12 protein-coding genes are annotated in these 14892 nt (G+C 35.7%); 4 read left to right on the plus strand and 8 right to left on the minus strand.

Annotation, left to right across the window (positions count from 1 at the left end; genetic code table 11):
- Nucleotides 1–657 carry a sigma-70 family RNA polymerase sigma factor gene (locus GM921_RS08135; RefSeq protein WP_182922096.1) on the plus strand — a complete coding sequence of 219 codons (657 nt, stop codon included), beginning with the start codon at nt 1–3 and terminating at the stop codon, nt 655–657.
- On the opposite strand, the gene GM921_RS08140 is transcribed toward GM921_RS08135, so the two are convergent.
- The 3 genes from GM921_RS08140 to GM921_RS08150 all read right to left on the minus strand — a co-directional run bounded on the left by GM921_RS08140 (nt 658) and on the right by GM921_RS08150 (nt 2904).
- Nucleotides 658–1686 (minus strand): quinone-dependent dihydroorotate dehydrogenase, encoded by a 1029-nt coding sequence (locus GM921_RS08140; protein WP_182922097.1) that lies wholly within the window; start codon nt 1684–1686, stop codon nt 658–660.
- Nucleotides 1687–1785: 99 nt separating this feature from the next.
- The gene (locus GM921_RS08145) at nt 1786–2436 is read right to left on the minus strand and encodes an NAD(P)-dependent oxidoreductase (protein WP_182922098.1); all 651 of its coding nucleotides are present in this window, start codon (nt 2434–2436) and stop codon (nt 1786–1788) included.
- A 57-nt stretch (nt 2437–2493) separates the two neighbouring features.
- Entirely contained in the window at nt 2494–2904 is a 411-nt protein-coding gene (locus GM921_RS08150; RefSeq protein WP_182922099.1) for an Rrf2 family transcriptional regulator, read from the minus strand.
- Nucleotides 2905–3256: 352 nt separating this feature from the next.
- Here GM921_RS08150 and GM921_RS08155 point away from each other — a divergent pair, with 352 nt between their 5' ends.
- Entirely contained in the window at nt 3257–5167 is a 1911-nt protein-coding gene (locus GM921_RS08155) for an ABC-F family ATP-binding cassette domain-containing protein (RefSeq protein WP_182922256.1), read from the plus strand.
- Nucleotide 5168: 1 nt separating this feature from the next.
- Nucleotides 5169–6431, plus strand: coding sequence for a type IX secretion system plug protein (locus GM921_RS08160; protein WP_182922100.1), 1263 nt, complete (start codon nt 5169–5171; stop codon nt 6429–6431).
- A gap of 143 nt (nt 6432–6574) precedes the next feature.
- On the opposite strand, the gene GM921_RS08165 is transcribed toward GM921_RS08160, so the two are convergent.
- Nucleotides 6575–8050: an alpha-amylase gene (locus GM921_RS08165; RefSeq protein WP_182922101.1), complete on the minus strand. Its 1476-nt coding sequence runs from the start codon at nt 8048–8050 to the stop codon at nt 6575–6577.
- Between the two features lie 193 nt (nt 8051–8243).
- Here GM921_RS08165 and GM921_RS08170 point away from each other — a divergent pair, with 193 nt between their 5' ends.
- Nucleotides 8244–8765 carry an acyl-CoA thioesterase gene (locus GM921_RS08170; RefSeq protein ID WP_182922102.1) on the plus strand — a complete coding sequence of 174 codons (522 nt, stop codon included), beginning with the start codon at nt 8244–8246 and terminating at the stop codon, nt 8763–8765.
- Here GM921_RS08170 and GM921_RS08175 read toward each other — a convergent pair.
- The 4 genes from GM921_RS08175 to holA all read right to left on the minus strand — a co-directional run bounded on the left by GM921_RS08175 (nt 8755) and on the right by holA (nt 14834).
- Nucleotides 8755–9264: a hypothetical protein gene (locus GM921_RS08175; RefSeq protein WP_182922103.1), complete on the minus strand. Its 510-nt coding sequence runs from the start codon at nt 9262–9264 to the stop codon at nt 8755–8757. The genes GM921_RS08170 and GM921_RS08175 overlap by 11 nt on opposite strands.
- Nucleotides 9264–9668, minus strand: a complete 405-nt coding sequence (locus GM921_RS08180; RefSeq protein ID WP_182922104.1) for an EVE domain-containing protein — start codon at nt 9666–9668, stop codon at nt 9264–9266. Before GM921_RS08180 ends, GM921_RS08175 begins: the two co-directional genes overlap by 1 nt.
- Before the next feature lie 1175 nt (nt 9669–10843).
- Nucleotides 10844–13408, minus strand: a complete 2565-nt coding sequence (locus GM921_RS08185; protein WP_182922105.1) for a zinc-dependent metalloprotease — start codon at nt 13406–13408, stop codon at nt 10844–10846.
- 400 nt (nt 13409–13808) lie between these two features.
- Nucleotides 13809–14834: a DNA polymerase III subunit delta gene (gene holA, locus GM921_RS08190; RefSeq protein ID WP_182922106.1), complete on the minus strand. Its 1026-nt coding sequence runs from the start codon at nt 14832–14834 to the stop codon at nt 13809–13811.
- Nucleotides 14835–14892: the final 58 nt, after the last annotated feature.

Raw genomic sequence — 14892 nt, forward strand, 5'->3', positions numbered from 1 at the left:
ATGAAAGAATTCGAACAATATTCGGATATTGAAATCATACAAAGAATTCTTAATGGTCAACTTCCTTTATATGAAATTCTTATCCGAAGAAATAATCCGTATTTGTATAAAGTAGGTAGATCTTACAACTATGGCCATGAAGACACGCAGGATTTAATGCAAGACACCTTTATTGATGCTTATAATAACTTATCAAAATTTGAAAATCGTTCTTCATTTAAAACATGGATTGTTAGGATTATGTTAAACAATTGTTATAGAAAGCAACAGAAATTTAGCTATAAAAATGAAATAGCAAATGAAATTAACGACCAATCAATACCGCTATTTTCCAATCAAAAACAATCCGATATTAATAAAATAATCATGAATAAAGAGCTGAATTCTATTATTGAAAATGCTTTGCAACACCTCGATATTGATTACAGGATGGTTTTTTCCTTACGGGAAATGAATGGGCTAACTACAAAAGAGGCAGCAGAAATATTGAATATAAGCGAAGCAAATGTTAAGGTTCGACTAAATAGAGCTAAAGCGATGTTGAGGAAAGAAGTAGAAAAATCGTACACCACAGCTGATATTTTTGAGTTTAATCTCATTTATTGTGATGCAATGGTAAATAATGTAATGAGTAAATTGAAAGTGATAAACCAGTAATTAAACCAATTCTTTACAAATTTGCTTAATCAAACCTGGTCCTTCGTAAATAAAACCAGTATACAATTGCACTAAACTTGCACCAGCATCCATTTTATCTTTTGCATCTTGCGGAGAATGTATTCCACCTACACCTATAATTGGAAAAGATTTACCAGATTTTTCAGCTAAATAACGAATAACTTCTGTAGAACGTTGGGTTAAAGGTTTTCCGCTTAAACCACCCATCTCGCTTTTCACTTTTTCTTCGGTGTATAAACCGTTTCTATCAATAGTTGTATTGGTTGCGATAACACCAGCAATACCTGTTTCCTGTACAATTTCTACAATATCATCCAATTGTTCATTGGTCAAATCTGGTGCGATTTTAAGTAGAATAGGTCTAGAGATATCGTTTTTAAGATTACGTTGTTGTAAAGTATTTAATAACTCTTTTAGTGGCTCTTTTTCTTGTAAAGCTCTTAAACCAGGTGTGTTTGGCGAGCTTACATTCACCACAAAATAATCTACCACATCAAATAAACGATCAAAACATTTAATATAGTCGCTTACTGCGTCTTCGTTTGGGGTATTTTTATTTTTGCCAATGTTTCCACCAACAACAATTTGAGGCTCTTTTTCTTTGAGTAAACGCAAACGCTCTGCCATCACATCAACGCCTTTATTATTAAAGCCCATTCTATTTATGATGGCTTTATCGTCTTGTAACCTAAACATGCGTGGTTTATCGTTACCAGGTTGAGGCAAAGGAGTTACCGTTCCAACTTCTATAAATCCAAAGCCTAAATTGCTTAAAGACTCTACGTATTCGCCATTTTTATCAAATCCTGCCGCTAAACCTACCGGATTTTTAAATTTAATACCAAAAACTTCTCGTTCTAAACCTTTTATATGAACGTCAAAACTGCTACGTAAAATGGTTTTCCCTAATGGAAAATAATCATGAAACCATTTTAAGCGTTTTACCACAAAGTGATGCACGTTTTCTGGGTCGAACTTAAAAAAGATGGGCTTAATGAGGCGATACATGCAACGAAGATAAGAAGCATTTTCATATTTTAGAATTCACGACAAAAAAAAGCCAAAACACTAAGGTTTCGGCTTAAGAAATATTATGTTTCTTATTAGTTAATACGCTGCTGTAAATTGTTCTTGGTGATGTGCATTATTTTCTAACTCATCTGCAATTACAATAGCTAAGTCTTCTACAGATAAAATTGAACGACCTTCTTCATTAAAAATAGGACTAGTTTTGCCTAAACGATATTCACCAGTACGACCAATGATTATTCCTTGATGCATTTCTATCGCTGGACTAAAAAATACCCAATCTATTTCTGTTTCTTGTTTTAAAATATTGAAGTAATTTCTAACCGCAGACGCAGCTGGATAATATTCTGCTGGAAATTGTGGTCCATCAACTAATTGGTTACCATCTATTTGTAAAGTACCAGCACCGCCGATATATATAAATCTTTTTACGCCAGATGCTGCAACAGCTGTTTGAATTGAAGTTGATCCATTAATAACATCATTATAAATATTTGGGTTAGTCCAACCACCGTTGTAAGCACTAACCGCAACATCTGCTCCTTTTAAAGCTTCAGTTAATTTTTCAGTTTCAAAAACATCGACAGCTTTTTTAACTAATTTTTCATCATTACCTTCAATTTTGTCTACGTTACGAGCAATGGCAATTACTTCATTTCCTCTGGTTAATAATTCGTTTAAAATGGCTTTACCTACAAATCCTGTGGCGCCTACTAATGCTATTTTCATATTGTTTATTTTTTTTAAATTGTAACTAATTTTATTACAGTTTTAATCAAAAAAAGTTTAATTGAACTTACTACTAAAATCTGCTAAGTTTTGTTTGCTTAACTGCTCAATTAGAACTAATTCTGTATCGTTATATAAATTGTTTAAGTGTTCATTAATGTTTTCCCCAACGGGACATTTTGGATTAGGTGTATTTTTTTGGCTTCCTAAAAGCGCAGTTTGCTTTACACTTTGGTAAACTGCACCAAGTGCAATTTCGTTAGCAGAAATGGCTAAGGATGATCCGCCGTTTTTTCCTTCTTTACTTTGAACAAAACCATTATTACGCAAATTAATTAACTCTTTACGCACCATTGCTGGATTAATATTGATACTGCCAGCTAAATATTCTGAAGACAATAATTCTCCATTAGCCTTATCTAGCAGGGTTAAAATATGCAAAGCGATGGCAAATCTTCCGTTATTCATTCTGTAATTATTTTTATTACAGTACAAAGGTATAGATTAAATTTAGAATTGCAAATTTTATCAGAAATATTTGGGTAAAGCCAAATTGCATATTTTTTTATTCTGTTAGCTGAAGCCGACGATTTATAAAGATTTACAAGGACTTCAGTCACACATATTTTAATAGTTGTAAAAGCTTTTGTTATTTAAACCCGATTGAAACGGAAATCCTTTTTGTCATCCTGAGCGTAGTCGAAGGGCACAAAAAGATTGTAGTGTAAAACGGGGCTGATTTTGCCATAATCTACTGCCCTTCTTTTTCAAAAACTTACACTTGAAAACGCCCTTAAAAAATCGTATTTTTGCACCCGAAATGATTTCTATAAACGACTTAACCTTCCTAATTGGCTCGAGAGCCTTATACGACGAAGCGAACTGGCACATTAAACCAGGCGATAGAGTTGGACTAATTGGTGCAAACGGCACTGGAAAGTCTACTTTACTTAAAATAATTGTTGGAGAATATGCGCCGTCTTCGGGTAGCATATCGATGGCGAAAGATATAAAAATTGGTTATTTGAACCAAGATTTATTGTCATACGATTCGCATCACACTATTTTACATGTGGCAATGGAGGCCTTTGAGCGCCAAAATCAATTACATGATGAGATTGAAGAATTATTAAAAAAGATTGAAACTGATTACAGTGAAGATGTTTTATATAAACTAAGCGACAAACAACAAGAATTTGAGGCTTTAGATGGGTATAATATTGAATATCGTGCAAATGAGATTTTAGCTGGTTTAGGTTTTAGTACCGAAGATCAACATCGCCCACTAAATACCTTTTCTGGTGGATGGCGGATGCGTGTAATGTTGGCTAAAATTCTATTACAAACTCCTGATATTTTATTGCTGGATGAACCTACCAATCACATGGATTTACCGTCTATTAAGTGGTTAGAAACTTATTTGGGCAGTTTTGAAGGTGCGATTGTAATTGTATCCCACGATAGGTATTTCTTAGATAAAATTGTGCGTAAAACAGTCGAATCTAGAAAAGGAAAGTTGACGGTTTATGCTGGTAATTATTCTTTTTATGTAGAAGAGAAGTCGCTACGTGGTGAAATTCAAAAAGGCGAATTTAAAAACCAACAGGCTAAAATTAAGCAAGAAGAACGTTTAATTGAACGTTTTAAAGCTAAAGCGAGTAAAGCTAAAATGGCTCAATCGCGGATGAAAGCATTGGATAAAATGGAGCGTGTGGAGGATGTTGATGATGATAATCCGACTGTAAATTTCAGTTTTAAATTCTCAAAACCTTCGGGCAGACACGTAATTAGGATTGAGCATGCGACTAAAAGTTATCCTAACATTGATATTTTAGATGATGCTGAAGCATTGATTGAAAAAGGTGATAAAATTGCCTTAATTGGTGCTAACGGTAAAGGTAAATCTACATTATTAAGAATGATTGCTGGAACTGAGAAATTTCAAGGTTCTTGCGAAACTGGCCATAATGTTACGACCACTTTCTTTGCACAACATCAGTTAGAATCGTTGCATCTTGGCAATACAATTTTAGAAGAATTACAAGCATTTGCTCCTAAACATACAGATACAGAATTACGTTCTATTTTGGGCTGTTTCTTGTTTACGGGCGATGATGTTTTCAAGAAAATTAAAGTGTTATCTGGGGGAGAAAAATCGAGAGTTGCTTTAGCGAAATCGTTAACAACTGATTCGAATTTCTTGATTTTGGATGAACCTACCAATCACTTGGATATTCAATCGGTAAATATCTTAATTCAGGCTTTACAACAATATGAAGGTACTTTTATCGCTGTATCTCACGATAGGTATTTCTTAGATAATGTAGCCAATAAAATTTGGTTTATTGAGGAAGAAAAAATCAAGGAATATCCTGGAACGTACGCAGAATATGAAGAATGGAATAGCAAAAGGGTAATTCCTACACCAAAACCAATTCCCGTTAGGCCAACCGAAGAAAAAAAGCTAAAAGCGGCTGAACCTGTTACTGCAAATGCGCAACAACAATTAAAAAAGTTGAACGAGAAATTGAAAAGAATTGAGGAGGAGATTGCAGCTTTTGAATTGAGTATTAAAACTGTTGAAGCGGAATTAGCAAAAGAAGAAGTATTTTCTAATCAGTATAAGTTGGATGAAACTAATAAAAAGTATTTAGCAGAGAAAACGTTGTTAGATCATGCTCAAAAAACTTGGGAAGAATTAGCATCGGAAATTATGGAATTGGAAGCTTAACATGCAACGATTTGGGCTGATACTCTTTATTATAGCACTTTCTACTAGTGCATTTGCACAAAACCCAGTTGTTGTGTATGATAATAAAGTATATCAGCCTACTATTAAAACTGTTGAATGTTATAATACTAAAAAGGAACAATCTTTTCCTATCATCGCTTTGCGGAGTGGTGAAACTATCACTTTTGCATTTGATGATTTAAAAGGTGGTAGTAAAACCTATAATTACACTATTGAGCATTGTACTTTTGATTGGAAACCTTCTAAAATTAATCAGCTAGATTATTTAGAGACTTTTAAAGAGGATATTATTTTTAAGTATCGCTATTCTTTTAATACACTTCAAAAATTTACTCATTATCAGTTTTCACTGCCAAACGATCAGATAAAACCTAAACTAGCGGGTAATTATTTATTAAAGGTTTACGAGAATAATGATCCTCGGAAAGTTATCATTACGCAACGATTTTACATTGTAGATAATTTGGTTAATGTTGGTGCAGAAGTTGTGCCGAGCAGTCAGGTGGAGTTTCGATTGAATAAACAAAAGGTGAATTTCACGATATTCCATCAAATGCCAATTCAAAATCCATACATGGATGTAAAGGCGGTGGTTATGCAAAATGGTATTCCTCAAACTGCGATTACAAATACAAAACCAACTTTTGTAAAACAGGGTTCTTTAGTTTATAATGAATTAAACACCAATGAATTTTGGGCTGGAAACGAATTTCGAAAATTTGATATTAGAAGTTTCCGCTACAAAGCCGAACATGTGCAAGATTTTTATAAGGATAGCACATTAAACGTGATTTTATTTCCTGATCAACCTAATGGTATTGCGAAATATAGTACTCAGTTTGATGAAAATGGAAATTTCTTTATTCGTAATCAGGATGGAAGGGATAACGTTACTGATAGTGATTACTCCAATGTTCTTTTTACGCTAAACGCCACACCTCCTACTGCAAAAGGCAATGCATATTTTGTTGGTCGATTTAATAATTACATTTTGAATGATGAAAGTAAATTAAACTACGATTTAGCTAAAAAGCGTTTTTATGGAAGTGTTAAACTGAAACAAGGTTTATATGACTTTAAATATGTTTGGGTAACTGAAGATGGAAAATTTGATGATACTGTTTTTGAAGGTTCTTTTTTTGAAGCTGATAACAGTTATCAGGTGTTAGTTTATTACCGCAAACCTGGTGGCAGATGGGATGAATTGATTGGATTTAGTAATGTAAATTCTATTAAAAAATAGTTCATTGGTGTCATTTGTTCATTAGTTCATTTGTGGCAAATGTAAAAAATCTCTCCTATCAACCTCCTAATCCCAACGAACTAGTGAGCTATTGAACTATTTTAACAAACTATCTAGTACCAATGAGCAAATGAACTAGTGAGCTATTGAACTTTTAAAGTCCAAACCGATACACTTCCAGCATTACAAAAGAATTCTCCAAAACCGTTTTCGTCTATTAATACTTCTTCTTTTCGTTTCTCTAAACTATCGATAAAGGTTTTACCCGAAAAATATTTGCCCATTTCCATTGCTTTAAAACCTTCTTCGCCATTACTCATTAGCACTACAATACCAGAGTTTGGATGTTCTTCATCTCCTTTTCTCGTCCAGCCAATGCAATTATTATGATCTAAATAATCGTGTTGTTCTCCATAAGCCAAATACTGTCTTGCTTTTAAGAGTTGAGGTAATTCTGACAAGGCTACTAATTCGATAGTTTTGCCTTTATCCTCATAATTTGCTCCATATATATCGGTAAAAAACACGCATGGAATACCTTGTTCTCGTAATAAAATTAAAGCATACGCCAACGGACGAAACCAAAAATCTATAAATGATTCTAATGCTTGTAAAGGTTGTGAATCATGATTATCTACAAAAGTAACTGCCAGTTCCGGATTTTTTTGAACCAACGTATTATCAAAAATACTGCTCATATTATAATCTTTTCCTCCTGTTGAGGCTAAATAAAAATTGTGATGCAGTAATGAATCGAATAATTGCGTTCTTCCGCCAGTAATTTCTATATAATGTTCTAAATCATCGGCACTGGCAATGTTCCAATTCTCCGAAACCACAAAAAAATCACGATTAAACTCTTTCTTCAATTCATCTAACCACTCGATTACAAATTCTGGCGAAATATGTTTAACCGCATCTAGCCTAAACCCATCTATTTTACACGTTTCGTGATACCATTTACCCCAATTAATGAGTTCTTGTTTTACAGATGGATTTCTAAAATCTATATCATCAAACATTAAATAATCATAATTACCTAATTCTGTGCCTGCTACTTTTTCCCAACTTTCGCCATACCCATTTTGAATTTCGAAAATGGCTGATTCGTTTATATCTTGCGCCCAATCTACACCGCTAAAACACTGGTAATCCCAAAGAAAGGCTGAGTATTTACCCTGCCTGCCCGGAAACGTAAATTTTGTCCAAGCTTCTATTTCAAACTCATCAGATATAAATTCGTTTCTGTTTAACGGGTTTACCTTTTTAACCTTCACTTTTTCCAGCTCATCGCCACCAGCTTTGTGGTTAAAAACGGTATCAGCCAATACACTAATGTTGTTAGCATGTAAAGCATTAATGGCCGCTATATATTGGTCTTTGTTCCCGTATTTGGTATCAATACTGTTTTTTTGATCAAACTCACCTAAATCGTATAAATCATACGCATCGTAACCTATGGAATAGCCGCCTGAGCTACCTTTATAGGCTGGCGGCAACCAAACAGCTGTAAAACCCATTTCTGACAAATTAGCTGCTTCATTTTTTGCTTTGGTCCATAAATTATCTTTTTCATTATAATACCAATGAAAGTATTGAATGAGCGTTTGATTTTGCATAGTGTGTTTTTATGAATTACTATAACTGTAAATTAACATATATGTTTGATTTTTAATTAAGTTATTACAGAAACTCTAATTAGTTATGCTGAATTTATTCAAGAGCTTTATACCAGAAAGATGCTGAAATAAATTCAGCATGACGCGTATTTTAATAAAAAACCAGCTAATTTTCCTTATTTTCGCCCCTATTATGAGTACAAAAGCTAAAAGTCCGAAAAATTCCCATACGATAATGAATGAATTGGTGTTACCTAATGATACCAATACGTTAAATAATTTAATGGGTGGGCGTTTATTGCATTGGATGGATATTGCTGCTGCTATTTCTGCTCAAAAACATTGCAATAGAATTGTGGTTACTGCATCTGTAGATAATGTTTCGTTTAAACATGCTATTAAATTGGGTGATGTAATTACAATTGAGGCTAAGGTTACTCGTTCTTTTAACACATCGGTGGAGGTTCGCTTAGATGTTTGGGCAGAGAATATCCCATCTGGAACTAGAGCAAAATCTAATGAGGCTTACTATACTTTTGTAGCGGTAGATCAGAGTGGCAGAACCATTCCTGTGCCTGAGTTAAAACCAGAAACTGAGGAAGAAGTAGAGCTTTTTGAAGGTGCTTTGCGTCGCAGGCAATTGCGCTTAATTTTAGGCGGAAAAATGGATGCTAATGATGCTAATGAATTAAAAGCGTTGTTTTTTAAGGATTAACATGTTCGGTAATAACTAGGTTCACGTACTTTTCTAGTTGTTTATAACCCGCTTTATAGTTTTCTTCGCTTTCATTTACGATAAGTGTAAATTTAGTATTTGCAATTTCAGAAATTACTCCGGTAATTGTTCCTGCAACAACTCCCGTTGCTGTTAAAAGTGATGTTAATACCAGCATTTCTTTAGTCGAATTTCCTTCACTATCTAATGACCAAATAGTTGCACCTAAGCCTAAACCTGCTGCTCCGCCGCTTAATGTGGCTTCGCCGATAGTTAACCCTCGTTTTCTAATCTTTATCCTTGTTATTTCACTTGGCCTAAAGGTGAGGTAATTGCCTTTATAATCTTCAACTCCTATACCTTCTGGTGAAACTTTTTGAAGTAAACCTTTTACGGTTTGGTATTTTTTTGAAACGACTTTAATTTCAAAATCTTTAGATTGAGCGTTGACTGTGGTAAAGAAAATCGAAAATAAAAGAAGTAATAAAAGAGATTTCATTAACTCCCCATTTCTAAAATTTTATCAAATTCTGTTGCTTTTAGTGGCATAACCGATAATCGACCTTGTCTGACTAAGGAAATATCTTTTAAGCTTTCTTCTGCTTTGATTTGCTCTAGTGAAACTGGTTTAGCTAGGGATTGCACTGGAGCTAAATCTACCACTACCCAATTTGGATCGCTGGTTGTTGGGTCTTGATAAAATTCTTTTACGACTTTGGCTATTCCGACTACATTTTTACCATCATTACTGTGATAAAAAAGTACTAAATCACCTTCTTTCATCTCTCTGAGATTGTTGCGGGCTTGGTAATTACGAACGCCATCCCAAAAGGTACGTCCGTCTTTATTAAATTTTTCCCAACTGTATTTTATAGGTTCTGATTTGACTAGCCAGTGATTCATATTGTGTTTTATTTGGTTTCGAATTTACGATTTTTTCTTTTGAGATAAGGAGTTTTTTAGCTCACTATGACCTTGTTTGTTTTAAGGTTGGTCTTTGCTAGTAACGACCTGTCACGACTGCTCGGGAAAGCAATCTTTCTTTTCTCTTGATGTTTTCGGTTCGCCGCCACCGATGGCTCTTTCGTTTTTCATGAGTGTTTATTTTAGGGGTATTCAAGAATGCTTCGCAGTATCTCTTGATAGAAAAGAAACAAAAGATCAAGGCTTAGTATCATTTTTTCGGTAGCATATATTGTTTTTTGTCCTCAAGAGCAATCGTGGTTCTCGGATTAAGCTATTAAAACTTTTTTGGCAATAAGCAGCAGGTTCGATGAAGGATCGAAAGTCTCATTGTTTTGGAAGTGGTTTTTGAAAGTTTGTGGGGGAAGTTTAAACAAGTTGGTTTATTGTTTTTAAATTGTTTGTTTGAGCTCGTGGTGAAAAACCACTCGGTTTAATGCTTTCTCCTTCGGGATGCTACAAGGCCGGATGGCGTACTTAGGGATGGACTGTGGTTTTGGGAAGGTTGCAGGATGGAAAACTAGTTCTAGTTGCTAGGTTAAGCAGTGCAGTTGATAGGTTAAGCAGTGCAGTTGAAAGATTAAGCTGAGCAGTTGAAAGATTAAGCGGTGCAGTTGAAAGGTCAAGCAGTGCAGTTGATAGGTCAAGCAGTGCAGTTGACAAGTCAAGCTGTGCAGTTGATAGGTTAAGCGGTGCAGGTATTAGGTTTCTTTTTGCAGGTGCTGGGTTTCTTTTAAGTTTTTTGTACAGTTTTAAGTTCTTTAAACCCGATTGGAGTGGAAATACTTTTTTGTTGTAGGTGCTTCACTTCGGCTACGCTCAGTGCAGGCTAGCTCAGCATGACAAACACAAAAAAGATTGTAACGGAAAGCGGGGCTGTGGTTGCGATGGAATACTGACTTTGTTTTTCGAATATTTAACCATATAAGGCATTTAAGAAAATATAAGCTATGGGTTTGCGTGATCTTGACTAAAACGTAGCGGAATGGAGAGATTTATATTTGAATGCAGTGCCTAAAGGTTTCTCCGCCACGGTCGAAATGACGGAAGAAGTTGGCACAAAAAAAGCGTCCCGATGTGAAGGCGGGACGCTTTAAATTAAGGTTTTGAATTACTTAATCTTTCTTATTATCTAAAGCGCCTTCTATACGATCTGTTAAATCTAATAGGTGGAATTTGCTTAACGAATCTGCTTGTGAGGCAGCGGCAGACTTAATGCTGCTATTTAAATCACGTAATTGACCTTTTACAACTGATAAAACATCACTTTGTGAGGCTGTTAAACCGCTTGGAGCGCCTCCGCCTCTACCTGCAAATACTACGGTGGTAGCTGCTGCTGGGGCTGGTTTTACAATTGCAATTAGTTTTTCTACGTATGCTTTTTGTAGGTTACGACGGTATACATCGATTGCTGCATTTGATTTTAGTTCGGTAAAGATTGCGCCGTTTAAATCTGTAAATAAATCGGTGATTTTGTAGGCTGTTGGTCCATCGGCAGCTTCGGCAGCTACTAATTTACTTAGGGTGCTGTTGCCTAATAAACGGTTTAAAGTAGTTGATTGTAATTTTGATACTACTTCTAATGGGTTTTGATCGATATTATCTAAAATAGACTGATTTAACATCCATTTTGGGGTTGTAAATAGTTGTCTGTTTAAGAAATCCATTGCTTCTTTTTGAGTTGCTGCTGGTGTGCGTTGGTATATTTCGCCAGCTTGCTCTACCGTTTTAGGGTTTTCGTAAATGCCGCCTACGTTTTTAGCTACATGGCCCATGTAACGACCGAATTGGGTTGTTAATTGGCCATACATGTTTGCTAAATTATCATAACCTTCGTTGGCTTCTTTTGTCCATGTTGGTAGGTTTGGTAAAATAACTTTTAGATTTTTAATACCGTAATCGCTCGCTTTCATGGCGTTATCCCCTAAGTCTTCACTTTGCGAATGTGGATCGTCTGGATTAGATTCGGTACCAAACCATAAACGTCTGTTTTTAGCTGATTCGATTACTGCATTGTTTAATCTAGCTACTTCATCTTCTGGAGATTTTGTATCTGCATAGTATTTGTACCCCCATTCTATTGCCCATCTGTCGTAATCGCCGATGCGAGGATATAATCCTTTTGCGGTGATGTTATCTTCTGGTTGCGCCACGTAGTTGAAACGAGCATAATCCATAATAGATGGTGTGTGTCCGTTTTCTTCTACCCATTTTTTATTGCGTAGGTTTTCTACTGGAACGGTTGAACTTGAACCATAATTATGTAATAAACCTAAGGTATGGCCCACTTCGTGAGAGGAAACGAAACGAATTAAATCGCCCATTAATTCATCACTGAATACCATTTTACGCGATCTTGGATCAACGGCTGCAGTTTGAATCATGTACCAATCGTGTACTAATGATTGCACGTTGTGGAACCAGTTAATGTGGCTTTCCATAATTTCTCCACTACGTGGATCTGAAATACTTGGCCCGCTGGCATTTGCAATTTCTGATGGTTTGTAAACGATTGCTGAGTGACGAGCATCATCAATACTCCATGTTGAATCTTGTGCAAATGTTGGTGCTTCTTTAGCTACAACTGCGTTTTTGAAACCCGCTTTTTCGAACGCTTTTGCCCAATCGTTAACTCCTGCGATTAAATATGGAACCCATTTTTTTGGTGTTGCTGGATCAATGTAATACACAATTTGTTTTTGTGGCTCTACTAATTCTCCGCGTTTGTATTTTGCTACATCTTGTGGTTTAGGTTCTAATCTCCAACGTTTAATTAAGTCGATTTCTTTTACACCTTGTGGGTTTAGATCGAAATCGGTATAACCCACGGTGAAATAACCTACGCGAGGATCTGCATATCTAGCTTTCATTGGTACTTTTGGCAAAATAACCATTGATGTATTTAGCTCTATTGTTGCAGAACCTGCAGAAGCGCCGCCGCCCATACCTGCTGGGGCAGCTGGACCGAAAGGTGAAGCCGCAGCAGTTAAGCTATAGGTTTTCATGGTGCTGATTTCTACGTTAAGTGGAAAACTACGCATGTTTTGGATGTAGCTACGATCTGATAGTTGTGCACCTAATCTGAAACGTGTTTTAGCTGCTGGAGAACTGAAATAGAAGATATCGTTATCGCTATTGATATAATCTGTCATGTCTATTACGCTTCCAGTTTTATCTGGTGTGTATGCTGCAATGTTAAATGAAGCAGCAATTGCTTGGATGTTTGAGTTTTTTAAAGACTGATACATTGCAGTGGTACTATCTGGGCTGTAGGTTTTAAAACTCACTTTGCGCATGAAAATGCGATTGTTTGGTCCTTTTTCGAAACGGATTACGGTGCTTCCAATCACGTCTCCGGCGTAGCCTTGTGCTGCTCGCACATCTGCACCAGATTTAGCAATACGGCTTACCACTAAAATATCTCTACCTAGTGTGGTATCTGCAATTTCAAAAAAGAATTTGTCGTCTAATTTGTGGGTGGTAATCATCCCTTTGCGGGTAAGTGCTTTATCGGTGATTACTTGAGCGTAGGGTTTTGGTTGTGCTTTAACACCTGCACCTAGGGCAGACCCTGGAGCTCTACGTGTTGTATCAGCCATACCGCCTTGCTGTCTGACTTGTGCTTGTGCTACGGTAATAGCACTTACAGCCAATAAAATGGTTAGTAAATTTCTTTTCATGAAAATAAGTTAATTTAAAGTAAATATAGCGGGGCTATATTTAATAGCGGGAATAGCGCTATAACTTTGTAGTTACAAACTGAAAAAAACTTATTGGTTTATTGGTTTATTGGTCATTGGTTCATTAGGTATTGGGGACCTAGTTAATGGAACATTTTAAAAAGCATTTCTTTGAGTAGTTAACGCTCTTCGAAAGATGATGGCTTTAGGTCGTCATTCTCAGCTCGACTGAGAATCGTAATGAGATGATAGTAATGGTTATTTAGCGCTTTACGGTTCCCACTTTCGCGGGAATGACGATTAACTAGCGCTCTTCGAGATATTCTATGCCAAAGGCATCCCTTTGGAAAAGGCATCTCAACAGCTTAAACTTATTGATTCATTAGTTGTTTGAACCTAGTTAATGGATCATTTTAAAGAGCATTTCTTTGAGTAATTCGCCATCTGTTGTATTGCCTGTACTGTCTAAACCTTTGCTTTTAAGGTCGTATTCTCTTAATAGGCTAATGATATCGAAGGTTTTTGCATCGCTAAATGTTCTGGCAGCGGTTTCATAATCTTTAATAAAATATGGACTTACGCCTAATTCTTTAGCTGCATCGTTTTTGTTGGGCAAGTAATGGTATTTTAAGATTTTGGTAAAGTAGGCGTTCAAATTTGCCATAACCATTACCATTGGATTTGCTTTTGGATTATCGGCAAAGTAATTCACAATCTGATTGCATTTTAACACGTTTCTTGAAGCCAACGCTTTTTGCAATTCGAATACATTATACTCTTTACTTATACCAATGTTTCGCTGAATATGATCTGTTTGGATAATGGTGTCTTTACTAATATTGAGGCACAGTTTTTCGACTTCGTTTGCAATTTTAGAAAGGTCTGTACCCAAATATTCTGCCATTAAAGCGGCTGCTTGTGGTGCAATTTGATATCCTTTTTCTTTGATGTGTTCTTCAATCCAAGGCATTAATTTGTAATCGCGAACGGGATCTGATTGAAAAACAATACCGTTACTGTTTATCGCTTTGTAAATCTTTTTGCGTTTATCGAAGTTGGCATATTTGTAGGCGAGTACGAGAATAGTACTTGGTAAAGGTTTTTCGAAATAGTTTTGTACTACTTCTGCTTCTTTACCACTGCCTTCGGTTTCTTTTGCCCATTTTAAATCTTGTGCTTCTTTTACAATAATGAGTTGGTATTCGGACATCATCGGGTACCGTTTTGCAGCGTTTAAAATGGTTGCCATGTCGGTATCTTTACCATACAAAACAGTTTGATTGAAACCTCTTTCACCATCGCTTAGCACATTATTTTCCATGTAATCAACTACTTGATCAATGTAATAAGGTTCTTCGCCCTGCAACAAATACAAGGGTTTAAATTTTCTGGCTTTTAAGTCTTTTATAATTTCTACGGCACTCATTTAAGCGTAAAATTACGATTTCAGATTTACGATTTACGATTTTGGTGGAATAGTTTAT

Origin of the sequence: Pedobacter planticolens, assembly GCF_014172375.1 — a bacterium.
Taxonomy (GTDB): Bacteria; Bacteroidota; Bacteroidia; order Sphingobacteriales; family Sphingobacteriaceae; genus Pedobacter; species Pedobacter planticolens.